Source organism: Ruegeria sp. HKCCD7303 (assembly GCF_013111185.1).
Lineage (GTDB): Bacteria > Pseudomonadota > Alphaproteobacteria > Rhodobacterales > Rhodobacteraceae > Ruegeria.
This window is the reverse complement of record NZ_WVRE01000003.1, coordinates 188,511-210,709: the sequence shown is the minus strand read 5'-3', so window position 1 is coordinate 210,709 and position 22,199 is coordinate 188,511. Positions and strand designations below refer to the sequence as shown.

Here is a 22,199-nt window from a genome sequence, read left to right as displayed (position 1 = left end):
TACCACTGCGACGTCAGGGCAAATCGCTGACGGGCATCCGCGCAAACCACGGGGAATCGAGCGTCATGACGTAGAACTGATCCGCCACGATCTTACCCCCGGTCGTGATTCCCAAACGACCCTGCGGATCCTGCAACGTGAGCAAAATACGACCTTCACCATCGAACTGCACCATCATGCCACGATGGATCGGTGCAGGGCGGACGGCTGGACCCAGCCGCCAGATGATCTTACGCAAAAACGGATACGGCATCAGTGCCTCTGACGGTACACGTGGGCTGGCGAAGGCCATCCAATAGGTGCCATCGCCTTGCGCCTCGATGTTGTCTGGATAGCCGGGCAGGTTATCCATCAAGACGTTCTGCTTCCCGGCCTTCGGACCGGTCAGCCACAGTTTGTGCACCCGTGCCCGACCCGTTTCGGCGATCAGCAAAAAGTCTTCTTCCGGGGACAGGGCGACACCGTTGGTGTAGACGAACCCTTCGGCGATCTTCTGGGTGGTGCCATCGGGCGTGCGACGGGCGACATAGCCTGTTTCGGACTGTTCCCAAATGGTCAGAACCGAGGTTGGTTTTGTCCCACCCATGGTTTCGGGATCGAAACGGTCCGAAGAGTTCGAGAAATAGATCGTGCCGTCCTGTGCCACATCCAACTGGTTGGCATAGATCACTGGCGCACCGTTGATGTCACCTACCACCGTTTCCAAGGTACCCGGCCCAGTCCAGCGCATCACGCCGCGAAAGCTGTCAGCAACATAAAGCGCGCCGTCAGGCCCGGCCTTGAGACCCAGAGGGCGCCCGCCCAGACGGTCGACCTCTACAGGTTCTTCTTCTTCGATGCGGTAGAGGGTACCCGCCCGACTGGTGGTATAAACCGATCCATCGGGCATCACCGCGATGTCTTCGGGGCCGACCTCATCCCTAGGCAGGCGGACTAGCTGTGCGGAATCCAGCGCCGCATTTTCAGCGAAATCTCCTGTAAACCCAGCATCTTCCGGCATTTCAACTGCGACGGGCGTTACCGGAACGGGCCAGAACAAAAGATAGGCGAGGCCCAACAGAATGACAGCTATGAGAATGCGCATCTGCGCTCCTTTATTCAAAGTCTTTGCTAGCGCGCCGGATGGCACACGCTTGCTCAATCTTCGGGCTTAGGGTTATCTGCGCACATGACCGGACCTCGATACACCCCGCTTGCCCAATCCCTGCCCGCCACCGTGCCCTTTGTCGGCCCTGAAACGCAAGAGCGGCAACGCGGTGCGCCGTTTGGTGCGCGTCTGGGTGCAAATGAAAGTGTGTTTGGCCCCTCGCCACAGGCAATCGACGCGATGGCGCAAGCTGCGTCTGAAATCTGGATGTATGGCGACCCCGAAAACCATGACCTGCGCGACGCCCTGGCAAAGCACCATGGCGTGATGCCAGAAAATATCGTGGTGGGCGAAGGGATTGACGGGCTTCTGGGTTATCTAGTTCGACTGCTGGTCGGTCCCAAAGATACGGTGGTGACATCGGACGGGGCTTACCCGACCTTCAACTATCATGTGGCCGGATTCGGAGGTGTTCTTCACAAAGTGCCCTACTCCGGCGATCACGAAGACCCGACAGCGCTGTTTGCCAAGGCGGCTGAAGTCGGGGCCAAGTTGGTTTATCTGGCAAACCCGGACAACCCGATGGGCAGCTGGCATTTGGGTGCCGATATCGTAAATGCGATGAAGGACTTGCCGGAAAACTGTTTGCTGGTACTGGATGAGGCTTATGTGGAATGCGCACCCGAGGGGACGGCGGCACCATTCGACGCAAATGATCCCCGCGTCATCCGGATGCGGACATTCTCAAAAGTTTATGGCATGGCAGGTGCGCGCGTTGGATATGCCATAGGCGCGCCGGACCTGATTTCGACCTTCAACAAAGTGCGCAATCATTTCGGCATGAACCGCGCAGCGCAGGCAGGTGCTTTGGCCGCACTCCAGGATGCAGACTGGCTGTCGCATGTCCAGAACCGGATCGCGGACGCGCGAGAGCGCATCGGCGCGATTGCACGCGACAATGGATTGCAGCCACTGCCGTCGGCCACCAATTTTGTTGCGATCGACTGCGGGCACAATGGGGATTTCGCCAAAGCGGTGTTGGATTCACTGGTCGAACAGGGAATTTTCGTACGCATGCCGTTTGCCGCGCCTCAAAACAGATGCATTCGAATAAGTTGTGGAGAGGCGGCGGATTTGGACGCATTTGCAGAGGCTTTGCCCAAGGCTCTGGCGGCAGCTCGGGCGCAAACCGCCTGACCGTTGCCCTGATCAGGCAGCGAGTACAGTTGCTGCGGCCTCGAGCGCCCCAGTGCCACGGGGAATGTCCAGCGCGGCCAAAGCTGTTTCAACACCGCCCAGCATTGCCATGATCATCTGCCCGTTGACATGCCCCATGTGACCTAAGCGGAAATATCCGTCATAGTCCGCCATCCCCAGGCCAATGCCCAGCGTCAAACCCAACTGGTTCTCCGTAAAGGCGCGCAGCGGGGTGCCCCGGCCATCACTAAGGCGCAGGGACGTGACCGCGCGGCTGCGATGGGCGCGATCTGTAACGTTAAGATGCAATGCACCGCCTTCTGCCCAAGTTTCGCACGCTTTCCAGATTGCTTTGGCCAAGTGTTCGTGGCGCGCCCAAACCTGCTCGATCCCTTCTGCATGGATCAGATCCAGCGCGGCACGCAGGCCATAGAGGTGGTGCGTGGGTGCTGTACCATTGAAATACTGGTAGAACAGGTCCGGGTTCGCGCGCGGCTGCCAATCCCAATATTGCGACACGCGCGGCATTGTAGCCCGTTTCGCCTGTGCTTTGTCGTTAAAGAACGCAAATCCCATACCTGCCGGGGTCATCAGCCCCTTTTGACAGGCACTGACCGTCACATCGACACCCCATTCATCCATCTCGAACCGGTCACAACCCAGAGACGCGATGCAATCGGCCATCAGCAACGCCGGATGACCAAGATCGTCCAGAAGTTTGCGAAGCCCGGGAATGTCGTTGCGGATCGAACTGGATGTATCCACATGGACCGCCAGCACGGCCTTGATCTGGTGGTCTTGGTCGGCGCGCAGCGCATCAGCGATTTTGTCTAAATCCCACGCCGAAGCCGTTCCAAAGTCGATCAATTCAACCTTTGCCCCGATCCCTTCAGCCATTTCGGCCCAGCCGTGGGTAAAGCGGCCCGACGCCGGAGCCAGCACCGTTTCACCCGGTGCAATCACGTTGGAAAGCACAGCTTCCCACGTGCCATGGCCGTTGGCGATGTAAATCGCCACATTATGCCGGGTTCGTGCAACACGCTTAAGGTCGTTGGTCAGCGCGGGCATCATTTCTATCAACTCACCGTCATAGATATTCGGTGAAGGACGGTGCATGGCTTGTAATACGGCATCGGGCATGACCGACGGGCCAGGAATAGCCAGATACTCGCGCCCTTGCGCAAGCGAAACTTTGTTTGTCATGAGGTCAACCTGTTTGAATTGACGCCCAACCTAGCAAGGGTTCTGGCGGCGTCAATCCATCAGCTTGGATGCTTCGCTTGCCAGCGCCTCGATCCCAGCCCAATCGCCTGCTTCGACAAGATGTTTCGGTGCGACCCAGCTGCCACCGGCACAAATCACATTGGACAACGACAGGTAATCGCGCGCGTTAGACGGAGAGACACCACCCGTCGGGCAAAAGCTGATCTGCGGCAGAGGCGCGCCAATCGCCTTGAGCGCGGGTGCGCCGCCCGACGCCTCGGCCGGAAAGAATTTCAGCATGTCATAACCCTTTTCCAGCAAGGCCATCGCTTCGCTTGCTGTGGCAGCGCCTGGTAGCAGCGGCAGGCCTTCGGCCTCACAGGCCGCGATTAGTGTTTCGGTTGCACCCGGAGAGACCCCGAATTGCGCACCTGCGTCCTTGGCGGCGCGGACGTCTTCGGGCGTGACCAGCGTGCCTGCGCCCACGACGCCCCCCGGCACCTCAGCCATTGCCCGGATCGCGTCGAGTGCAGCCGGAGTGCGCAGAGTGACTTCCAGCGCGGGCAGACCACCTGCAACCAGAGCTTCAGCCAGAGGGCGCGCCTGTGCGGCATCATCGACGACGAGCACCGGAACGATGGGCGCCAGCGCGCAGATTTCGCGGGTGCGTTGGGTTTTAGACATGTCTTAAGCTCCGAATATGCTGGCACCTGTGTCGGCAGACCCGACGTTCTGCCGGAACGCACCGAAGAGGTCGCGACCGACACCGTGATGGTTGGATGAAAGATCGGCGGTGGCCGGTGCCCGGTCCAAAACGCCGGGAGTGAGGATTTTCAACGCGCCCTTGACCGCATCAACGCGCAGCATGTCACCGTCTTGCAGATAGGCGATGGCTCCACCGTCCAAAGCCTCGGGGCAGACATGGATTGCTGCGGGCACCTTGCCGGACGCGCCGGACATGCGACCGTCGGTGACCAGAGCCACCTTCTGCCCCCGACCTTGCAGAATTGAAAGGATAGGCGTCAGAGAATGCAGCTCGGGCATCCCGTTCGCCTTGGGGCCTTGGAAACGCACGACAACGATGACGTCATCCGTGAACTCTCCGGCCTTGAAGGCCGCTTTGACGTCATCCTGATCATCGAACACACGTACAGGTGCTTCGACCACCTGATGTTCGGGGGCAACGGCTGAAACTTTCATGACACCGGTGCCCAGGTTGCCCGTCAGGCGCGACAGACCTCCGGTTGGTTGGAACGGATCATTGGCCGGGCGTAAAATCTTTTCGTTCAGGCTGCGGTCAGTCCCATCCTGCCAGACGAGGTCTCCATCGAGCAGCTTGGGTTCTTTGGTGTAGTTCTGGAGGCCCTGCCCCGCGACGGTCAGCGTATCGGGGTGCAACAACCCCTCGTCCAGCAATGTGCCGATTGTATACCCCAGCCCCCCAGCAGCGTGATAGTGGTTCACATCCGCCAGACCGTTGGGATAGACCCGCGCAACCAAAGGCACGACGGCAGAGATGTCGGAAAAATCTTCCCAATCCAACACGATACCACCTGCCCGCGCCATAGCGATCAGGTGGATCAGCAGGTTGGTCGATCCCCCTGTGGCCATCAGACCCACGATGCCGTTCACAAAGGCACGTTCATCAAGAATCTGGCAGACCGGTGTGTAGTGGTTGCCCAGCGCGCTGAGCGACAAGGCGCGGCGTGCACCTTCCTCGGTCAGGGCATCACGCAAGGGCGTGTTTGGATTGACAAAGCTAGAGCCCGGCAGATGCAGGCCCATGAACTCCATCAGCATCTGGTTGGTGTTGGCCGTTCCGTAGAAAGTGCAGGTGCCGGGTCCGTGATATGCGGCCATTTCGGCAGCCATCAGGTCTTCGCGGCCGACCTCTCCGGCGGCAAATTGTTGGCGGACCTTGGCTTTTTCGTCATTCGGCAAGCCACTGGTCATCGGCCCCGCAGGCAGGAAGACGGCAGGCAGGTGGCCAAAGGCCTGTGCGCCGATGACCAGCCCGGGGACGATCTTATCGCAAACGCCAAGGAACACCGCCGCGTCATAGGTGTTGTGGCTCAGCGCTACGCCAGTCGCCAATGCGATCACGTCGCGCGAAAACAGCGACAGTTCCATCCCGGCCTCACCTTGCGTGACGCCATCGCACATCGCCGGAACTCCACCTGCGACCTGCGCGGTGCCTCCGGCTGCGCGGATCGCCTGACGGATCAGTTCGGGATAACGCTCAAACGGCTGATGCGCCGACAACATGTCGTTATAGGCGGTGACAATTCCCAGATTGCCTGCCGTGCCAGTTGCCATCGATTGCTGGTCTTCCCCCGAACCCGCATAAGCGTGGGCCTGCCCGCTGCAAGACAGATGCGCACGGGCCGGGCCCTTGGATTTGGCCTGTTCCATTCGGTCCAGATGCGGACCGCGCAGATCGGCGCTGCGGTCGATGATCCGTTTTGTGACGTCGGCAATAACTGAATTTACCATGATTACCCTCCGATCTGACGCCACCGGCGTCCATCGCGATGCATCAGCATCAGTGCTTCTTCGGGACCTGAACTGCCCTGATCGTAGCGGGACGGGCGGTCTCCGCGCTGTTCCCAGCCCTGAATGATGGGATCGACCCAGGCCCAGGCGGCCTCGGCCTCATCACCGCGCATGAACAATGTTTGATCGCCTCGGATGACATCCATGATCAGACGCTCATAGGCATCTGGGGCTTGCGCCTCGGCCCCAAGCGCATCGGCAAAGCTCATGTCCAGCGCCACGTCCGACAGGCGGAACCCGCCCGGCCCCGGATCCTTGATCGTGGTGCGCAGGGTAATGCCTTCGTCGGGTTGCAGACGGATCACCAGCACGTTGCCGTGCAGAGGGCCGACATTGGGGAAAATGGTATGTGGCGGATCGCGGAAGAACACCGCGATCTCGGATTCGCGCGCGCGCAGACGTTTGCCGGTGCGCAGATAGAAAGGCACACCCGCCCAACGCCAGTTACCGATATGAACCTTGAGGGCAATGAAGCTTTCGGTTCGGCTGGCGGGGTTGCCGACATGATCGACATATCCGCCCTCACCCTTGTCCGCCCGGTATTGGCCGCGCGCGATATCCTTGGGTTCGATCGGTTCCAGCGCTTCGATCACCTTGACCTTTTCATCACGTACGGCGTTGGGCGCATATTTCGAAGGCGGCTCCATCGCCGTCAGACAAAGCAATTGAACCAGATGGTTCTGGATCATGTCCCGCATTGCACCGGATTGATCGTAATAGGCCCCGCGCCCTTCAACACCCACGGTCTCGGCCACGGTGATTTGTACGTGATCGATATGGGTGGAATTCCAAAGCGGCTCGAACAGCGAATTCGCAAAACGAAGCGCCATCAGGTTCTGCACGGTTTCCTTACCCAGATAATGGTCGATCCGATAAATCTGATGCTCTTCAAAACAGGCGCGCAAACCTTCGTTAAGTGCCTTGGCCGAGGCGAGATCATGACCAAACGGCTTTTCAACGACGATGCGGCTGTCAGGCGTGGCCAAGCCGGTGTCATGCAAACGCTGCGCGATCCCAGCGAACAGGCTTGGACCCACTGACAGATAAAAAGCCCGGACAACCTCGTCGCGCAGCAACTTTTTGAGACCGGACCACCCGGCTTCACCCAAAGCATCCACGGGCACGTATTCGACATGTGCCAGAAACTGGTCCAGCGTCTCAGGAGAAAAGTCTGGTGCAAATTGCTGCATCGACTTGCGGACCTGATCACGGAACCCATCGCTGTCGATTTCTGATCGTGCCGTACCGATGATCCGCGCGCCTTCGGGCATCTGTCCAATCGCGAAACGATGGCACAGGCCCGGCAGTATCTTGCGTTGCGCCAGATCGCCGGTTGCCCCGAACAGAACCAGGTCGAATGGTTCTACCGGAATTACACGTGAAACCATCATGGGCTCCTTCTGAGTGTGTCGATACCAACCCAGCATGGTACAAAACTGCACAATACCGCGACTGTTATCGCTAACATTGCCCGCGTATTAGAAAGACCCCACGCAAAAATCAAGCAGAGTTTCCGAAAACCCGCGCGTTTTGCGCGTTATCCTTGATTGCGCAGCCATTCCATCACAGCCGGGCGTACGCTTTGCTCACCTCGATGCCGGGCATCGGCGATGATTTTACGTACCTCTGACAGATCACAGCGCAGCAACAGGCTTTTGACCGGGCCAATCGAAGCAGGGCGCATCGACAATGTCCGAATGCCCATCGCCGCCAAGCACAGCGCTTCGACGGGGCGCCCGGCATCTTCACCGCAGAAACTGAGCGGAGTGTCCGAGATATCGCAGCGCTCAACAATCCGCTCCATCAAACTCAGGAAGCTGACATTTAGCGTGTCGTAACGGCGCCGGACCAGTTCATTTTCACGGTCGGCAGCAAAGAAGAACTGCTTTAGGTCGTTGCCGCCGATCGAGATAAAGTCCACCTCGTCAAAGAACTTCTGGGGGGCAAAGGCCAGCGACGGGGTTTCCAGCATCGCGCCAACCTCAAGCGTTTCAGGCAGGATATGACCCAGCCGTTTTTCGCGATCGATGGTTTTGTTCACCTCCCACCGGGCTTCGCGGAACTCGTCCGCCTGCGCGACAAATGGAAACATGATCGTCAGCGGTCGTCCATTCGCAGCCCGCAGAAGCGCTTGCAACTGCATCCGCATGACCCCGCGTTTATCCAGCCCCACCCGAATAGCGCGCCAGCCCAGCGCAGGGTTCGGTTCAGCAACATGCTTCATATAGGGCAGAACCTTGTCTGACCCGATATCCAGGGTGCGGAACACAACCCGCTTGTCCCCTGCCGCATCCAGAACACGTTGATATTGTGTGACAAGCTCGGACCGCTTGGGCATCTTGTTACGGATCAGGAATTGCAGCTCGGTGCGGAACAGGCCGACGCCCTCGGCACCTGATGTGCCCAACGACGGCAGATCAGCCATCAGACCCGCATTCATCACCAGATTGATGCGTGCACCATCCCGTGTGACACAGGGAGTTTCTCGGATCGACGCATAGCGTTCCTGCGCCTTGGCCTGCATGGCGATCTTGTCGCGAAAGGCGCTGACCACGGTATCTTCGGGACGCAAATGCACCACGCCCTGATCACCATCGACCAGTATATGATCACCGTTCAACGCTTCGGTCGTAATCCGACCCACATGCACCACAAGCGGGATCGCCAGCGCCCGCGCCACGATGGTGGCGTGGCTGCCAACCGAGCCCTCTTCGAGCACAATCCCCTTCAGCGCGCGCCCATATTCCAGCAGATCACCCGGGCCGATATTGCGCGCGATCAGAATCGGATCCGGCGGCAGATCGGCACTGTCGGTCTTGCCCTGACCGGTCAGGATCCGCAGCAAGCGATTGCTGAGATCGTCCAGGTCCGCCAGCCGTTCGCGCAGATAGGGGTCCGTGACCTGCCCCATACGCGCGCGTGCCTGCGATTGTTCCTTTTCGACCGCAGCTTCGGCGCTGAGGCCAAGGGCAATGTCCTCTTCCATCCGCCGCATCCAGCCTTTGGAGTTGGCAAACATGCGATAGGCTTCAAGCACTTTAAGCTGCTCGGTGTCACCGTCCCGAGAAATCTCGAGCATCTTGTCGACGCCGACGCGCAACTCATCTACCGCCTCGATCAGACGCTCGCGTTCCTTGTGCGGGTCTTCCGCGATCGGGTTGGTGACAACCACGCGGGGCTCATGAAGCCAGACATGTCCTTCAGCGGACCCTTCCTGCGCGGGACCACCACGCAGTAGAACCGATTGCTGGTGAAGCGGTGACAGTGCCGCACCCTCGCCCACAAAAGCACCAAGTTCGGCCATTTCGGCCAAAACCATAGCAACCACTTCCAAGGCATAGACTTCGTCAGCGGAAAATTCGCGTGCTTCACGCGACTGAACCACCAAAACACCCAGCTTTTCCCCAAGGCGCTGTACCGGAACCCCAAGAAACGACGAATACCGTTCCTCGCCAGTTTCCGGCATATACCGGAACCCTTTTTCGGATGGCGCATCCGCTGTATTGACCACCTTACTGAATTTAGCGACGCGCCCCACCAGGCCCTCGCCCATACGCATCCGCGTCTTGTGGACCGATTCAGGTGAAAGACCTTCGGTTGCGCAAAGCTCCAGTGTCTCGTCATCGCGGAACAGGTAGATCGAGCACACCTCGGCCCTGATGCTGTCGGCAATCAGGTGAGTGATCCGGTCAAGACGTTCCTGACCGGCGGCTTCGCTCGCCATCTCTTCGCGCAACCGCCGCAGCAGCTTGCGGGATTCTGTTTCCGTGCCGTCCGCCATGGCCCACCCAGTTTAGTGTGTCAGGCGAAACCCTTGGCTGAAAAGCTCAGGCCGCCTTGTCCAGTTCAAAGGCATCATGCAGCGCCTGAACAGCAAGTTCCATGTATTTCCTGTCGACCAGAACGGAAATTTTGATCTCAGAGGTTGTAATGACCTTGATGTTGATCCCCTCATCCGAGAGCACCTTGAACATTTTGGCCGCAACACCCGACTGCGAGCGCATACCGATTCCCACAACCGAAACCTTGCAGACGTCATTGTCAGCCACAAGCTCGGCATAGTTCAACTCGCCAGCGTCCTTAATTGCCATCAGCGCTTTTTCTGCGCGGGCCACCTGGTCGGTCGGACATGAGAACGTCATGTCCGTGCGTCCCTCGTCCGAGATATTCTGAACGATCATGTCGACGTTCACGCCTTCATCACTGAGCGCGGTAAAGATGATCGAGGCGATACCAGGGCGGTCGGCCACCGATACGACGGTCATCTTGGCTTCGTCACGGGAATAGGCCACACCGGCCACAACATTGGATTCCATGATATCCTCCTCGTCGCAGACCAAAGTACCGGCCTCGTCGGATTGTTCTTCGAAACTTGAAAGAACGCGCAGTTTCACCTTATAGCGCATCGCCAGCTCGACCGAGCGGGTTTGCAGCACTTTCGCACCCAGCGAGGCGAGTTCGAGCATCTCTTCGAACGATATGCGGTCCAGCTTGCGCGCCTTTTCGCAGATGCGCGGGTCGGTGGTATAGACGCCATCCACATCTGTGTAGATGTCACAGCGCTCGGCACCGAACGCTGCTGCAAAAGCCACGGCCGTGGTGTCCGAGCCGCCACGACCCAACGTGGTGATACGGCCCTCGGGGCTGAGACCCTGGAAACCCGCGACAACCGCTACTTTCATACCTTCGCCGAATTTCTGGTTCAGGTTTTCGGTCGGGATTTCCTCGATCCGGGCCTGGCTGTGGGCGCTGGTGGTCAGCAGCGGCACCTGCCAGCCCTGCCAGCTGCGCGCAGGGATGTCCATTTCCTGCAAAGTCAGAGCCATGAGCCCAGCAGTGACGTTTTCACCCGAAGACACAACGGCATCGTATTCACGCGCGTCAAACAGCGGCGATGTCTCATTCACCCAGCCCACAAGCTCGTTGGTTTTTCCCGACATGGCCGAGACGATGACGATCACGTCATAACCCTTGGCAACTTCGACGCCGATGCGCTTGGCGGCACGGCGGATACGGTCCAGATTGGCGACAGATGTGCCGCCGAATTTCATTACGAGTAAGGGCATGGGGGCAAAAGTCTCCGCGCCTTGGATTGTAGGTTCCGTGCCTCATATGCGAGGGGCACACCAAGAGCAAGGGCGCAAAAGGCACCAGCCTGCGGCGCAGGGCCGCTTTACATTGTGCAGACGCAATGTCAGCCTACGGGCAACAACCATATCAAGAGGTTCTTCATGTTTCGCCTAGCCCTTGCCGTCGCCCTAATTTCGTCGCCAGCCTTGGCTCAGGTCGCAAGTGTCGCTGGAACCGACGGTCAAAACGCACTGGGCACGGTACCTTGCGCCGCAAACGCCGGTGATCCTCTGCAAAGCTGCCATGCAGAGTTGCGCCGCCACGACGACGGCAACATCACACTTGCAGTCGGCCTAGGCGGCGGGCAGGTGCGTAACATCTATTTCAAAGATGGTGTGCCTGAATCCAGCAGCTCGACCTCAAAAATGTCCTATGAAACGCGCGGCGATCTGTTGGTGATCTATATTGATCCTGGCGAAGTCTACGAAATCCCCAAGGCTGCGCTGAGCTCTCAGTAAGCGTGTGGCTGCCCATCATAGGTTTCGAAGCACCCTGTGGTGGCCAGTGACAAATCATCGAACCGCTCGATCAGGCCCGATACGGCCTGTTCCACGTCGATTTCTGCTGCGTCTCCGCCCATGTCCGTCTGGACCCAACCTGGATGATAGATTCCAACGGCGATACCGTCGTCTTTGAGGTCGGTCGCCAGATTGCGCCCCAAATTCAACACCGCCGCCTTGGACGCGCGATAGATATAGCTGCCACCCGGTGCGCGGGTATGCGAGGCCATTTGCGAAGATAGGATGGCCACCTTTCCGCGCGACGCTTGTAGATTGGGCAACAAAGCCTGAACCGTCAGGAATACCCCAGTAACGTTGGTTGCAAAGCTCTGCGCCCACATGTCGGCCGGGTAGTCGTTGATCGTGTGACCTTTGTCCAAATATACGCCCGCGTTACAGATCAGAAGATCAACGGGTTGGTTCCTCAATTGCTCTGCGAATGCAGCGTGTTGCGCGGGATCGGTTACATCAAGGCGCAGCTGTGCGCTGCCATCGCGAGAGGTTCCTGTAACGGTGTCGCCCCTGTCACTATAGCGCGTGGACAACGCCAGGCCGATTCCGCGATTGGCACCGGTAATCACGATGTGCATGTTTCAGTTTGTCTTTCTGCTGGGTACAAAGGGCAATGGCGCCACAGGCACGCCGTCTTCTATCAGCGACTTTGCCTCATCTGGCTTGGCCTCGCCATAGATTGCACGGTCCGGAGCCTCACCCAGATGAATTTTGCGGGCTTCACTGGCAAAGTCCTTGCCCACGTAGTCCGAGTTCTCTTCGACATGGCGCCGCATCTCGGACAAAACCTTCTCAATCTCGGGCGAAGGTGTGGCCACGTCGATCTTTTCATCCGCAGCAGGCGGCACTTGAAGCTTGGGTTTCGCGTTTCGAGCCGGACGGACACGCGGTGTCATGATCGCCTTTTCGACGTGCACGCACCCGCATACCGCGCAGGTAACCATCCCTGCCGCAGCCAATTTGTCGTAGGCTTCGGCGGATTGGAACCAACTGTCGAACGTGTGGCCTTCACTGCATTTCAACGCGTATTGAATCATGTTCAGTCCAAAAAATCGATTGGCGAATAGATACCGACCCGAATGACAATATCAAGCCTCTCTGGCCCGATCTTAATGTGTGCAAGGCTTAAAGTCTCGTAACAGTTCGGCAAGGCCCGGAGAATGAACCTTCAAAGCCGCCTTTTTGAGCGGATACCACTTGCGTTTTCGCATCCCCTGTTCCGGGAAATCCTGCGAAACGGACCGCACAAGAACCGGGAATACATCCACTAGAATCGGTACAGGCGGGCGATTCAGCCGGTGCTTGTGGTGCAGAAACTGCCCCACCTGCTCCCCAAAACTCTGACCGGCTACACCTGCTTCTTCCCACGCTTCCTGCAGTGCCGTGTCAGCCCGTGACAAGCCGGGGATAAGCCAGCCTTTGGGAATAATCCAACGTTGCGCCCTGCGTGTCGTGATTAGCAAGACCTCGGGGCGATTCCCCTTGATCCGGTAACACAGCGCTGCAGCTTGCTGCAAAACGGGTTGTTCCGCAGATTTGAGATGTTCAACACGCAGCAGCCGTGGCTTCATCGCTTGATGGCCCCTTCAGCCAGTACCATGTCCCTTCGCACATGAGATCCGAGTACACTCATTTTGTGGAAGGCTGCCACAAGTATACCACATGATGTGGATTTCGCCAAGCCAGGTGCGTCTGCTGAAGTGTGATCTACATGCGGGCCGCGAGTTGCCGCACCAGATCATCATGCGGAATATCGGCATCGATTGCCAGCCGCCGCAAACCGAAATGCACGCGCGCGATCTGCTGATAATAACGCGTGTAAACATAATTCGTCCCGCCGCCCGCCAAAGCCCCAAGTACAGGAACCGACTGAGCCGCCAGCTTTTGCCCCAGAACAATCGAAAAGCGCGGCGCAACAGCAGCGATCAGGCGCTGTATAGCCGGTCCTGTCAGGGTCAGGCGCACCGAAAAAAAGCCAAGATCCGCCCCATCGTCATGCGACAAAGGACCAGAAGCGGCTAAAACCCGCACGCAATCGAATTTCACATTCTCCGCAGCGGGATCGAACCCTTCGCGGGCTGCAGCCCCTTGAATGGCGCGCAGCAGCAAGGCGGTTGTTGCGGGCAGTTCCATCAAAGCTGTCGAGACACCACCCATCCCGCCAGCCGCACCCATGGCCGTGGTCACGGCTGTGTTCACCCAGGGCTGCTGATCAGGGACAGCGCGCCGCGAACCCTGTGCAGCGTGCATCGCGAGCCACAAAGCCTGCTCGGTTGCTCCGGTCAAGCCATGCCGCACCGGTTCCGGCAACTGCTCAAGCAAAGACTCGGCTGACCCGCCCAGCTTGTTCAAGAGTTTCACACCAGCACCGCCGGCAGATCGGTAGTGATCCGCCAGACGATCCAGTTCGGCCTCGGCATCCACGTTTTCGACAAGAACCACGTTCTGCATCTACGCCCTCCTGCCTATCAACATCGGCGTTGCGCGGCGCCGATTCAATAGGTCAGCGGCTCCAACGGGTCACTGCACCCTGCACCCCGGACCATACGCCGGGTCTCAATTCCAATCCCAAAACCCTGTCAGGGTTGGTGGGTGGCGGCATCTCGACCCCACTCAAACGCGCGAATCCGAAACGTTTGTAGTAAGGTTCATCGCCCACCAGCATGACCCGCTGCCACCCGCGCGTGCGCCCTGCGTCAACACCTGCGTGGATCAGATACCCGCCCAGCCCCTCGCCCTGATGAGTAGGGTGTACGGCAACCGGCCCTAGCAGTAAGGCATCGTGGTCGCCGACATGAACGGGCCAGAACCGGATTGCACCGGCCAAAATACCCTGACCATCCCGCGCGACCAAAGACAGCCCCGCAACCGGCGGCACATCATCGCGCAACCGATAAGACGACAAAGCCTCACGACCCGGCGCAAAGCACAGGTCATAAAGGGCCTCAACCTCCCACCAATCGTCTGGCTCTTCCGGCCTGATCCCGAATTGCTGCACCCTGCCCTCTTTTCCTTGCTGGAAATCGCCCTAGCACTTCGCTACGCCTTGGGCAAACGCTTGGAGATCAGATGTTCTATCGCCCCAAAGACGGCCACGGCCTGCCGCACAACCCGTTCAACGCCATTATCACACCGCGTCCAATCGGCTGGATTTCAACCCGGGATGCAAATGGGATCAACAATCTGGCACCTTATTCCTTTTTCAATGGCGTCGCCTACACGCCACCGCAAGTGATGTTTGCCACAACCGGCACCAAGCACGATCAGAACGGAGGCAAGGACAGCATCGCCAATATCGAAGCGACCGGCGTTTTCTGTGTAAACGTGGTGGCTCATGCGCATCGGGATGCGATGAACGCCAGTTCGGCCGGACTGCCGAAAGACGTTGATGAGTTTGAACATGCCGGGTTGTCACCCATCGAATGCGAAACCATTCCGTGTTCCCGGATTGCAGGGGCTCCTGCTGCACTGGAATGCAAGCTCACCCAGATCGTCACTCTACCCGGTGAAGCCAATCGAGTTGTATTTGGCGAAGTAATCGGAGTGCACCTGCACGACGATCACATCCGAAACGGCAAGTTTGATGTGACGTCGTTTCAACCATTGGCACGCCTTGGGTACCGGGATTACTCGGTCGTGTCAGAGTTGTTCTCACTCAATCGCCCAGACGATTGACGTGATCCGGGGGCGCTGCCCCCGCCGCCCGTTCCGGGCGACTCCCCCGAGGTATTTGACGCCAGATGAAAAATGGATCCCCTGCTTCATCTGGCCAAAAATACCTCGGAGCGCGAGGCAGAGCCTCGCAAAAGGCCTAGTGTCCACCCAAAATGCCGGTACGGACAGAGTAGTCGACCGCCAGCTCGTAATCCGGATCGTCATCACTGTCGATCATCAGGTGGCCAGCTTTGTTCAGCAGCTTGTGACAATCGCGGCTCAGATGACGCAGCATGACCCGTTTACCTGCCGCCTCGTATTTCGCAGCGATGTTTTCGATGGCCTGCAGGGCTGACTGATCCACAACACGGCTTTCGGCGAAATCAACAATCACGGTTTCCGGGTCGTTCGGTACGTCGAACAGTTCGATAAAACCATCAGAAGATCCAAAGAACAGCGGCCCCTGGATTTCATAGACTTTCGCGCCTTTTTCAGTTTCCGAGTCCCGGGTAACGGCGTGAATACGTTTGGCGTTATTCCAGGCATAGGCCAGGGCCGAAACGATGACACCGACCACAACGGCAACTGCAAGGTCCTCCATCACCGTCACTACTGTCACCAGAACAATCACGAATGCGTCCATCAGCGGCACCTTGCGCATGATCTTGAACGAGTTCCACGCAAAGGTGCCGATCACCACCATGAACATCACACCGACCAGCGCGGCAAGTGGGATTTGCTCGATCAGGGGCGAGGCGAACAGGATGAAGATCAACAGGAAAACCGCAGCTGCAATACCTGCAATACGGGTGCGTCCACCGGATTTCACATTGATCATCGACTGACCGATCATTGCGCAACCGCCCATGCCACCGAAGAATCCTGTCACGATATTGGACGCGCCCTGAGCGATACATTCTTGCGAGGCCCCGCCGCGCTTGCCCGTGATCTCGCCCACCAGGTTCAAGGTCAGCAGGGACTCAATCAGGCCAATGGCCGCGAGAATGACGGCATAGGGCAGGATGATCTCAAACGTTTCGCAGTTCAAAGGCACCATCGGGATGTGGAACGCAGGCAGACCGCCCTCAATCGAGGCCAGATCGCCAACGCGCGGTACATCCAGACCCAAACCAATCACAAGTGCCGCAACCACCAGAATACCGGCCAGAGGCGCGGGAATGATGCGCGTGATGCGCGGCATCACCCAGATCACCGCCATGGTCAGCGCCACAAGACCCAGCATGGTATATAGCTGCATCCCCGACAGCCATTCACCACCGCTCATACCATGTCCGGTGTTTTCCATAGTGCCCGGCACTTTGAATTGACCCATCTGAGCCAAAAAGATCACGATGGCCAGGCCGTTCACAAAGCCCAGCATCACCGGATGCGGCACCAAACGGATAAAACGCCCCCAATGCATTGCCCCGGCAATGACTTGGAGAATCCCCATAAGAACTACGGTCGCAAACAGATATTCGACCCCGTGCTCGGCCACCAGCGCGACCATGACAACCGCCAGTGCGCCGGTCGCGCCCGAGATCATACCGGGCCGCCCGCCGATCAGTGCCGTGATCAGGCCCACCAGGAACGCCGCATACAGACCAACCAGAGGGTGCACGCCCGCCACAAAAGCAAAAGCCACAGCCTCGGGCACCAGCGCAAGGGCCACGGTCAGGCCGGACAAGAGTTCGATCCGCAGGCGAGAGAAGGTCAGCCCCTCGTCAGGCACCCAGCGCAGATCGGGCATGGCGACGCGGTTGGCAAAACTTGCCAGCAAGGCTCGGGGCATTGGTCAGTCCTATAGGGTTTTATGTTCGCGCGAAGGCAACGTTGTAGCGGACACGAGGGCTTTAAGCTACTGCACCAAGTGGGATGCAGCCATGTGCTTGACGCATACCTCACCCTCGCAGCAACGTGATTTGCGGGACTGTGGTCCAGCAACCAAATCTGAGATCATGCGCTGGATCATACTCTTTCTCTTCTCTGCCCTTCCCGCCCTTGCGCAGGACTTGCAAGGCAATGACACGGCCGGAAACTGGCGCGTGACGCATCACGAGATTTTCGGGATCTGGAATTCAATCTGCGACGAGCGCGAAGAAAATGGTGCGTTGAAACAGCGGTGCTACATCCGGCGGGCAGAAGTTTTCTCATTTCGGCCGAAGTTTGCGGCTCAGTTCGTGTTCATTACGCCAGAACCTGAAGGCTTCAGAATTGAATTCGGAATGGAGCCCGGCACCATTTTCAACCCGTCAGGGTTTCGCATCGACAAAGATAACGAAACGATATGGCGCACGCGGCGTCCGGGATGCCTGACGGGGCTTGGCTGTACCTTTGCAGACCAACGCGCACAAGACCTGCTGGATGCTATGCAAACCGGGGATGCGTATCGCTTTGTTTTCCGCGACAGGCACGGACAATCGCAGAATCTGACGTGGCCACTGGACATGTTCGACGCAGCTTGGGCTGACTTCACCGCGCAGTCTCAACAACGTAACCTGTTGCCAAAACAGGACTAGGCCTCTTGTCAAACTGTGCGCAAGCCCGCACAAATCCAATAGCATTGCAAGACGTGGAGCAGGACAGTGACCCAAACCAAGATTGCCGTCATTGGCGGATCAGGCATCTATGAAATTGATGGGCTGGAAAACGCCGAATGGGTCGCGGTTGAGACCCCATGGGGAACGCCGTCAGACCAAATCCTGACCGGATCGCTGGGCGGTGTCGAAATGGCTTTTCTGCCGCGTCATGGCCGCGGCCACGTGCATTCGCCGACCGATGTGCCCTATCGCGCCAATATCGACGCGTTGAAGCGGCTGGGCGTGACGGACGTGATCTCGGTTTCAGCCTGCGGATCGTTCCGCGAGCACATGGCACCCGGCGACTTCGTGATTGTCGATCAGTTCATCGACCGGACTTTTGCACGTGAGAAAAGCTTTTTCGGCTCGGGGTGCGTCGCCCATGTAAGCGTGGCCCATCCCACCTGCCCGCGCCTGTCGGATGCCTGCGAAACCGCCGGCAAGGCCGCTGGCATCACCATCCATCGCGGCGGCACTTATTTGGCGATGGAAGGACCGCAGTTCTCGAGCCTTGCTGAATCGAAAATGTATCGTGAGCAATGGGGCTGCGACGTGATCGGCATGACCAATATGCCCGAAGCCAAACTCGCCCGCGAGGCCGAGCTTTGCTATGCCTCGATCGCGATGGTCACGGATTATGACAGCTGGCATCCCGACCACGGAGAGGTGGACGTTGCGACCATCATTGCCACTCTGACAGGCAATGCCGACAAGGGTCGCGCTCTGGTCAAGGGTCTGCCCGCGTTGCTGGGGGCTGAACGTGAACCTTGCCCGCATGGCTGTGATAGGGCCTTGGAATACGCAATCCTGACTGCCCCTGAAAAACGCGACCCGGCGCTTTTGGCCAAGCTGGACGCGGTCGCCGGGCGAATTCTCTGAAATCAGTACTGTGGCAGGCGGTCTTGAACGGTCTGCCACAGGCCGTATGACCACAACTCGTTGTGGGTTCCGCCGGGAATCAAGAAAAACTCGACCCTCTCGCCGCCCATCTTGGCAAGGCGCGCGCCGTGATGCACTGGAACGGTTTGATCACCTGTGCCGTGGAAGATCAACGTCGGCACCTCGATTGTCCCGATGATGTCGCGGGTGGCAAACTGGTCGTGCATCAGGGCCGATACCGGCAGCCACGGATAGCGTTCCGCCGCCACATCTACGGTTGCAGTGAAGGGCGCTTCCAGCACCAACATCGTGGCTTCGGGTCGTTGTGCCGCCACTTGCGCCGCGACCGCCGTACCGAGGCTTTGGCCGTGCAAAACAACCGCCTCTCCGGCGTCGTAAAGTTGGTCAAACAGCTCCAATCCGTCCGAAACCAAGGTCGCTTGGGAAGGTGTGCCTGTGCTGCCGGGGTATCCGCGATAACTGGGTGCCAGCAGCCCATACCCGCTGTTCAGTATCTCACGCAACCTGTCCGCGCGGTCACCCAAATTACCGCTTTGGCCGTGAAAGAACAAAACGGTCGGTGCACCTTGAGTGGCCGCGGGCGCCGCCCAGACGGTCAGTTCTGTCCCATCCTCCATGGACTTCGTCATGACATCGATATCGACCAATCCGACAGAGGCAGGCTCGGGAAGTACTCCCGAAGGTTTGAACAGCAGCGCGCGCTGGTTCAGATACATGTACCCGACCACAGCGGCGTAGAGCGTTGTGATCAGAACAATGGATACAATGCCCGCGATTTTCCATCGGCTGGTCATCAGACCCGTCCTGGGAACCTTACCGGGAGTTGCGTATTCGCTATGTTCCATCACAGCCTCATTTAGACTTGTTCGCACCATAGACTGGTAGAGGGCGTTTGCAATTCAAGGAAGATGGAGGAGACTTAATCTTGGCTTTAAGGCGAACCTAGCTGGCGTTGAATCGGAAGCTTCCTCCGCAGAACGCATCAATTAGCCGGGAACGAATACGCCCGGCGTCAAAAGAATGGGATTGCTTACTGGACAGGGATGCATTCTGTCCTCGGACAACTGGATTGAGCCTCGAAATGGTCAATGGCCTACTCGCCAACTGGGATCTAGCACGCGTCTGGCCTGCATGGCAGCGATCAGGCAACGGAATAGCGATACTATCCAAGCCGGATCAGCGCCAACTGGCGTTGGTAGCCAAGCTAGATGAAATCACAGGGCGGTCTTTTAGTCCCAGTTTGAGGCAATCAAGGGAATGCTTGCGACTAATGGATACGCACGATACCCCATTCGTCCTTGGACCGCGTCAACCAACCGGGATTGAGTACTGATTTGACCGGCACCGGCGCTTGGCATTCTGGTTCGCATCCGCTGAAGATTATCGACGTTTGCGACAATTGCACCATTTCCATGTCGTCAAGGGCCTCCTGATCGAAGAACAGTGTTTCGACCAAGAATACCGAAAAGTTCGGATCCCTGGCTAATTCCTCGACCTTTGAACGGCAGGACTCATCGAATGATGTACCGTTCTTTGCCTTCCAGAATTGTTTCTGGAATTGCCATTTGGCGTCAGCACCAGAGATCTGCATGGCTTCACCAATCTTGTCGCCGACATATTCCGTGATGGAATCCCATGCACCGTTCCAACCTAGGGCAATCAGACTTGAACTGTGGATCGAAACCGGATGCGGCCCAACTTGGTTGCCACCGACAACAAGTTCACAAATCATCTGTGGTTCGAATTCTTCCGAAATGTGGTTATACGCAAAGGCACCACCCAGCACCGGACCGTTCAACTGACCTTCGGATACGCTGAACTTCTGATACCGCAAATCCGATTCGTTGGCGTTGAACAGGAGTGCTTTACCAGCACCAAACGCAGCTAAACCAACAACGACGACGGCGGCGTACCGCAAATTGAATTTAGGCATGTCATATCCTCTGAACTAGTTCTGAGGATTGGGGCAGCACAGGTCTCCGCCGCAATTAAAGTAGCCGTCCGGGCACGCAGAGGCGACAGTCGGGATCAGCAATATGCCCAACAGAAAAACGGAAACGATAAGTTTCATGACGAACCTCCTATTTTAAAATCGAAACAAAAAAATGCGGCGCAACTATAACACAAATTGAATGTTTTGTCGCGAAACTAATAAAACCCGAGTAAGCATTTGAGTATTTTTGTGTTTCACAGCCAAGCGCGAAAGGCATGCTGCTGATACGTCGTGCATATGCGACTTGATTCCTGAAGCTGATTCTCTCAATCTCAGACCGTCAAATCAGGACTTCTGCGATGCAATTTGATCTTTGGCTGGCCTTTGTTGCCGCCTCCACCGCTTTACTGCTTATCCCCGGCCCGACCGTTTTGCTGGTGCTTAGCTATGCCCTGTCCAAGGGGCGCAGCGTCGCGGTTGCTTCGGCGACCGGGGTCGCTGTGGGTGATCTGGTGGCCATGACAGCCTCATTGCTGGGGTTGGGCGCATTGGTGCTGGCCTCGGCGACCTTGTTTTCGGTACTCAAATGGGTTGGGGCCGCCTATCTGGTGTGGCTCGGGATCAAACTGTTGCGCAGTGCACCTGCCGGAGGGTTAGGCACAATTAATACCGCGCGCGACGTGACTGCGCGCAATGTGTTTGGGCACGCTGCGGCCGTGACCGCGCTAAACCCGAAATCCATTGCCTTCTTCATCGCTTTTGTTCCGCAGTTTCTGCGCCCGACCGAACCGCTGGGTCCGCAATTCGCCATCCTGATCGTGACATTCGTGGGGCTGGCCTGGCTGAACGCATTAGCTTACGCGCTGTTGGCCGACCGACTGCGGCGCCTGATTGGCCGTGCGAGTGTCATAACAGCAATGACACGGTTTGGCGGGCTGACCTTGGTAGGGATGGGAGTCGCCACGGCAGTTCTGCGCCGCCCGGCCTGAGGTCATTCTAATCCTCTGCGTGTTCTTTCATAAAGCCACGGATAAACCGGCGAATTTCTCGCGCGGCTGAGGTATCCAGCTCTTTACACAGTTCGACAAAAGCGTCCCGTTCGTCTTTATCCAGACGCAGGACCAACTGACTGTTTTTCTTGTTTGATCCCTTGCCGTCTTTCTTTGCCACGCGCGTTGCCCCCCAACAGACCTTGCAATTTTCGGCGATGCATTGTATATACATAGCATAGTGATTGTCGTTATCGGGCACTTAACAACAATAAAAGGAATATGGCAATGAACCTTCATACTGCTCAGGCATTTCTATTGCGAGATCAACGCAATTGGCGCAAACCGCACCTGTCCTGGTTACCCGCTGCGCTCTATCGTTACAAAAGCTTGCCTCGGGCAATCATGACCCCTCGCTCATGAAAGTTGCGCCGGATTAGAACCTTGCGCGGGGCTGTTTGA

Annotated in this window: 23 protein-coding genes; 6 read left to right on the top strand and 17 right to left on the bottom strand. The window is 57.8% G+C overall.

Annotation, left to right across the window (positions count from 1 at the left end; all coding sequences use genetic code 11):
• Positions 1-13: 13 nt before the first annotated feature.
• Positions 14-1,084 carry an SMP-30/gluconolactonase/LRE family protein gene (locus GS630_RS10665; protein ID WP_171177820.1) on the bottom strand — a complete coding sequence of 357 codons (1,071 nt, stop codon included), beginning with the start codon at positions 1,082-1,084 and terminating at the stop codon, positions 14-16.
• A gap of 84 nt (positions 1,085-1,168) precedes the next feature.
• On the opposite strand from GS630_RS10665, the gene GS630_RS10660 reads away from it, so the two are divergent.
• Positions 1,169-2,284 carry a pyridoxal phosphate-dependent aminotransferase gene (locus GS630_RS10660; protein WP_171619652.1) on the top strand — a complete coding sequence of 372 codons (1,116 nt, stop codon included), beginning with the start codon at positions 1,169-1,171 and terminating at the stop codon, positions 2,282-2,284.
• 12 nt (positions 2,285-2,296) lie between these two features.
• On the opposite strand, the gene GS630_RS10655 is transcribed toward GS630_RS10660, so the two are convergent.
• From GS630_RS10655 to GS630_RS10630, 6 genes are all read right to left on the bottom strand, one after another.
• Entirely contained in the window at positions 2,297-3,487 is a 1,191-nt protein-coding gene (locus tag GS630_RS10655) for an alanine--glyoxylate aminotransferase family protein (RefSeq protein ID WP_171619650.1), read from the bottom strand.
• A 51-nt stretch (positions 3,488-3,538) separates the two neighbouring features.
• Positions 3,539-4,171 (bottom strand): bifunctional 4-hydroxy-2-oxoglutarate aldolase/2-dehydro-3-deoxy-phosphogluconate aldolase, encoded by a 633-nt coding sequence (locus GS630_RS10650; protein WP_171177827.1) that lies wholly within the window; start codon positions 4,169-4,171, stop codon positions 3,539-3,541.
• A gap of 3 nt (positions 4,172-4,174) precedes the next feature.
• Positions 4,175-5,980 carry a phosphogluconate dehydratase gene (gene edd / locus GS630_RS10645; protein ID WP_216599763.1) on the bottom strand — a complete coding sequence of 602 codons (1,806 nt, stop codon included), beginning with the start codon at positions 5,978-5,980 and terminating at the stop codon, positions 4,175-4,177.
• Positions 5,981-5,982: 2 nt separating this feature from the next.
• Entirely contained in the window at positions 5,983-7,428 is a 1,446-nt protein-coding gene (gene zwf, locus GS630_RS10640) for a glucose-6-phosphate dehydrogenase (protein ID WP_171177829.1), read from the bottom strand.
• A 149-nt stretch (positions 7,429-7,577) separates the two neighbouring features.
• Positions 7,578-9,821 (bottom strand): phosphoenolpyruvate--protein phosphotransferase, encoded by a 2,244-nt coding sequence (gene ptsP / locus GS630_RS10635; protein WP_171619648.1) that lies wholly within the window; start codon positions 9,819-9,821, stop codon positions 7,578-7,580.
• A gap of 46 nt (positions 9,822-9,867) precedes the next feature.
• Positions 9,868-11,106: an aspartate kinase gene (locus GS630_RS10630; RefSeq protein ID WP_171235274.1), complete on the bottom strand. Its 1,239-nt coding sequence runs from the start codon at positions 11,104-11,106 to the stop codon at positions 9,868-9,870.
• 165 nt (positions 11,107-11,271) lie between these two features.
• Between GS630_RS10630 and GS630_RS10625 the strand changes: the two genes are divergently transcribed.
• Positions 11,272-11,628 (top strand): hypothetical protein, encoded by a 357-nt coding sequence (locus GS630_RS10625; RefSeq protein ID WP_171177836.1) that lies wholly within the window; start codon positions 11,272-11,274, stop codon positions 11,626-11,628.
• On the opposite strand, the gene GS630_RS10620 is transcribed toward GS630_RS10625, so the two are convergent.
• From GS630_RS10620 to GS630_RS10600, 5 genes are all read right to left on the bottom strand, one after another.
• Complete coding sequence (locus GS630_RS10620) at positions 11,622-12,260, bottom strand: SDR family oxidoreductase (protein ID WP_171177838.1); 639 nt, start codon at positions 12,258-12,260, stop codon at positions 11,622-11,624. The genes GS630_RS10625 and GS630_RS10620 overlap by 7 nt on opposite strands.
• 3 nt (positions 12,261-12,263) lie before the next feature.
• Positions 12,264-12,719, bottom strand: coding sequence for a DUF1178 family protein (locus GS630_RS10615; protein WP_171177840.1), 456 nt, complete (start codon positions 12,717-12,719; stop codon positions 12,264-12,266).
• Positions 12,720-12,791: 72 nt separating this feature from the next.
• Complete coding sequence (locus GS630_RS10610; RefSeq protein WP_171177842.1) at positions 12,792-13,253, bottom strand: NUDIX hydrolase; 462 nt, start codon at positions 13,251-13,253, stop codon at positions 12,792-12,794.
• A 136-nt stretch (positions 13,254-13,389) separates the two neighbouring features.
• Positions 13,390-14,133, bottom strand: coding sequence for an EcsC family protein (locus GS630_RS10605; RefSeq protein WP_171238159.1), 744 nt, complete (start codon positions 14,131-14,133; stop codon positions 13,390-13,392).
• A gap of 52 nt (positions 14,134-14,185) precedes the next feature.
• On the bottom strand, positions 14,186-14,680 hold the full coding sequence (locus GS630_RS10600) for a GNAT family N-acetyltransferase (RefSeq protein WP_171177846.1): 495 nt from the start codon (positions 14,678-14,680) through the stop codon (positions 14,186-14,188).
• 71 nt (positions 14,681-14,751) lie between these two features.
• Between GS630_RS10600 and GS630_RS10595 the strand changes: the two genes are divergently transcribed.
• Complete coding sequence (locus GS630_RS10595; RefSeq protein WP_171177849.1) at positions 14,752-15,357, top strand: flavin reductase family protein; 606 nt, start codon at positions 14,752-14,754, stop codon at positions 15,355-15,357.
• A 136-nt stretch (positions 15,358-15,493) separates the two neighbouring features.
• On the opposite strand, the gene GS630_RS10590 is transcribed toward GS630_RS10595, so the two are convergent.
• A complete protein-coding gene (locus GS630_RS10590) occupies positions 15,494-17,128 on the bottom strand; it encodes a SulP family inorganic anion transporter (protein ID WP_171619646.1) in 1,635 nt (544 codons plus the stop codon).
• A 91-nt stretch (positions 17,129-17,219) separates the two neighbouring features.
• Between GS630_RS10590 and GS630_RS10585 the strand changes: the two genes are divergently transcribed.
• Positions 17,220-17,855: a hypothetical protein gene (locus GS630_RS10585; protein ID WP_253285871.1), complete on the top strand. Its 636-nt coding sequence runs from the start codon at positions 17,220-17,222 to the stop codon at positions 17,853-17,855.
• Positions 17,856-17,921: 66 nt separating this feature from the next.
• Positions 17,922-18,794 (top strand): S-methyl-5'-thioadenosine phosphorylase, encoded by an 873-nt coding sequence (locus GS630_RS10580; protein ID WP_171177853.1) that lies wholly within the window; start codon positions 17,922-17,924, stop codon positions 18,792-18,794.
• A gap of 2 nt (positions 18,795-18,796) precedes the next feature.
• Here the strand turns inward: GS630_RS10580 and GS630_RS10575 are convergent, their stop codons facing one another.
• From GS630_RS10575 to GS630_RS22510, 3 genes are all read right to left on the bottom strand, one after another.
• Complete coding sequence (locus GS630_RS10575) at positions 18,797-19,609, bottom strand: alpha/beta hydrolase (protein ID WP_253285870.1); 813 nt, start codon at positions 19,607-19,609, stop codon at positions 18,797-18,799.
• A gap of 473 nt (positions 19,610-20,082) precedes the next feature.
• Positions 20,083-20,748 (bottom strand): hypothetical protein, encoded by a 666-nt coding sequence (locus tag GS630_RS10570; RefSeq protein ID WP_171177857.1) that lies wholly within the window; start codon positions 20,746-20,748, stop codon positions 20,083-20,085.
• Positions 20,749-20,763: 15 nt separating this feature from the next.
• Positions 20,764-20,886, bottom strand: a complete 123-nt coding sequence (locus GS630_RS22510; protein ID WP_256368547.1) for a hypothetical protein — start codon at positions 20,884-20,886, stop codon at positions 20,764-20,766.
• 221 nt (positions 20,887-21,107) lie between these two features.
• Here GS630_RS22510 and GS630_RS10565 point away from each other — a divergent pair, with 221 nt between their 5' ends.
• Entirely contained in the window at positions 21,108-21,737 is a 630-nt protein-coding gene (locus tag GS630_RS10565; protein WP_171619645.1) for a LysE family translocator, read from the top strand.
• A gap of 7 nt (positions 21,738-21,744) precedes the next feature.
• On the opposite strand, the gene GS630_RS10560 is transcribed toward GS630_RS10565, so the two are convergent.
• On the bottom strand, positions 21,745-21,918 hold the full coding sequence (locus tag GS630_RS10560) for a hypothetical protein (RefSeq protein ID WP_171177861.1): 174 nt from the start codon (positions 21,916-21,918) through the stop codon (positions 21,745-21,747).
• Positions 21,919-22,199: the final 281 nt, after the last annotated feature.

Excerpts from the sequence above, each read along its gene's own strand:
- GS630_RS10665 (WP_171177820.1), bottom strand. The coding sequence starts at position 1,084 with ATGCGCATTCTCATAGCTGTCATTCTGTTGGGCCTCGCCTATCTTTTG.
- GS630_RS10660 (WP_171619652.1), top strand. The coding sequence starts at position 1,169 with ATGACCGGACCTCGATACACCCCGCTTGCCCAATCCCTGCCCGCCACC.
- GS630_RS10655 (WP_171619650.1), bottom strand. The coding sequence starts at position 3,487 with ATGACAAACAAAGTTTCGCTTGCGCAAGGGCGCGAGTATCTGGCTATT.
- GS630_RS10650 (WP_171177827.1), bottom strand. The coding sequence starts at position 4,171 with ATGTCTAAAACCCAACGCACCCGCGAAATCTGCGCGCTGGCGCCCATC.
- edd (WP_216599763.1), bottom strand. The coding sequence starts at position 5,980 with ATGGTAAATTCAGTTATTGCCGACGTCACAAAACGGATCATCGACCGC.
- zwf (WP_171177829.1), bottom strand. The coding sequence starts at position 7,428 with ATGGTTTCACGTGTAATTCCGGTAGAACCATTCGACCTGGTTCTGTTC.
- ptsP (WP_171619648.1), bottom strand. The coding sequence starts at position 9,821 with ATGGCGGACGGCACGGAAACAGAATCCCGCAAGCTGCTGCGGCGGTTG.
- GS630_RS10630 (WP_171235274.1), bottom strand. The coding sequence starts at position 11,106 with ATGCCCTTACTCGTAATGAAATTCGGCGGCACATCTGTCGCCAATCTG.
- GS630_RS10625 (WP_171177836.1), top strand. The coding sequence starts at position 11,272 with ATGTTTCGCCTAGCCCTTGCCGTCGCCCTAATTTCGTCGCCAGCCTTG.
- GS630_RS10620 (WP_171177838.1), bottom strand. The coding sequence starts at position 12,260 with ATGCACATCGTGATTACCGGTGCCAATCGCGGAATCGGCCTGGCGTTG.
- GS630_RS10615 (WP_171177840.1), bottom strand. The coding sequence starts at position 12,719 with ATGATTCAATACGCGTTGAAATGCAGTGAAGGCCACACGTTCGACAGT.
- GS630_RS10610 (WP_171177842.1), bottom strand. The coding sequence starts at position 13,253 with ATGAAGCCACGGCTGCTGCGTGTTGAACATCTCAAATCTGCGGAACAA.
- GS630_RS10605 (WP_171238159.1), bottom strand. The coding sequence starts at position 14,133 with ATGCAGAACGTGGTTCTTGTCGAAAACGTGGATGCCGAGGCCGAACTG.
- GS630_RS10595 (WP_171177849.1), top strand. The coding sequence starts at position 14,752 with ATGTTCTATCGCCCCAAAGACGGCCACGGCCTGCCGCACAACCCGTTC.
- GS630_RS10590 (WP_171619646.1), bottom strand. The coding sequence starts at position 17,128 with ATGCCCCGAGCCTTGCTGGCAAGTTTTGCCAACCGCGTCGCCATGCCC.
- GS630_RS10585 (WP_253285871.1), top strand. The coding sequence starts at position 17,220 with ATGTGCTTGACGCATACCTCACCCTCGCAGCAACGTGATTTGCGGGAC.
- GS630_RS10575 (WP_253285870.1), bottom strand. The coding sequence starts at position 19,609 with ATGACCAGCCGATGGAAAATCGCGGGCATTGTATCCATTGTTCTGATC.
- GS630_RS10570 (WP_171177857.1), bottom strand. The coding sequence starts at position 20,748 with ATGCCTAAATTCAATTTGCGGTACGCCGCCGTCGTCGTTGTTGGTTTA.
- GS630_RS22510 (WP_256368547.1), bottom strand. The coding sequence starts at position 20,886 with ATGAAACTTATCGTTTCCGTTTTTCTGTTGGGCATATTGCTGATCCCG.
- GS630_RS10565 (WP_171619645.1), top strand. The coding sequence starts at position 21,108 with ATGCAATTTGATCTTTGGCTGGCCTTTGTTGCCGCCTCCACCGCTTTA.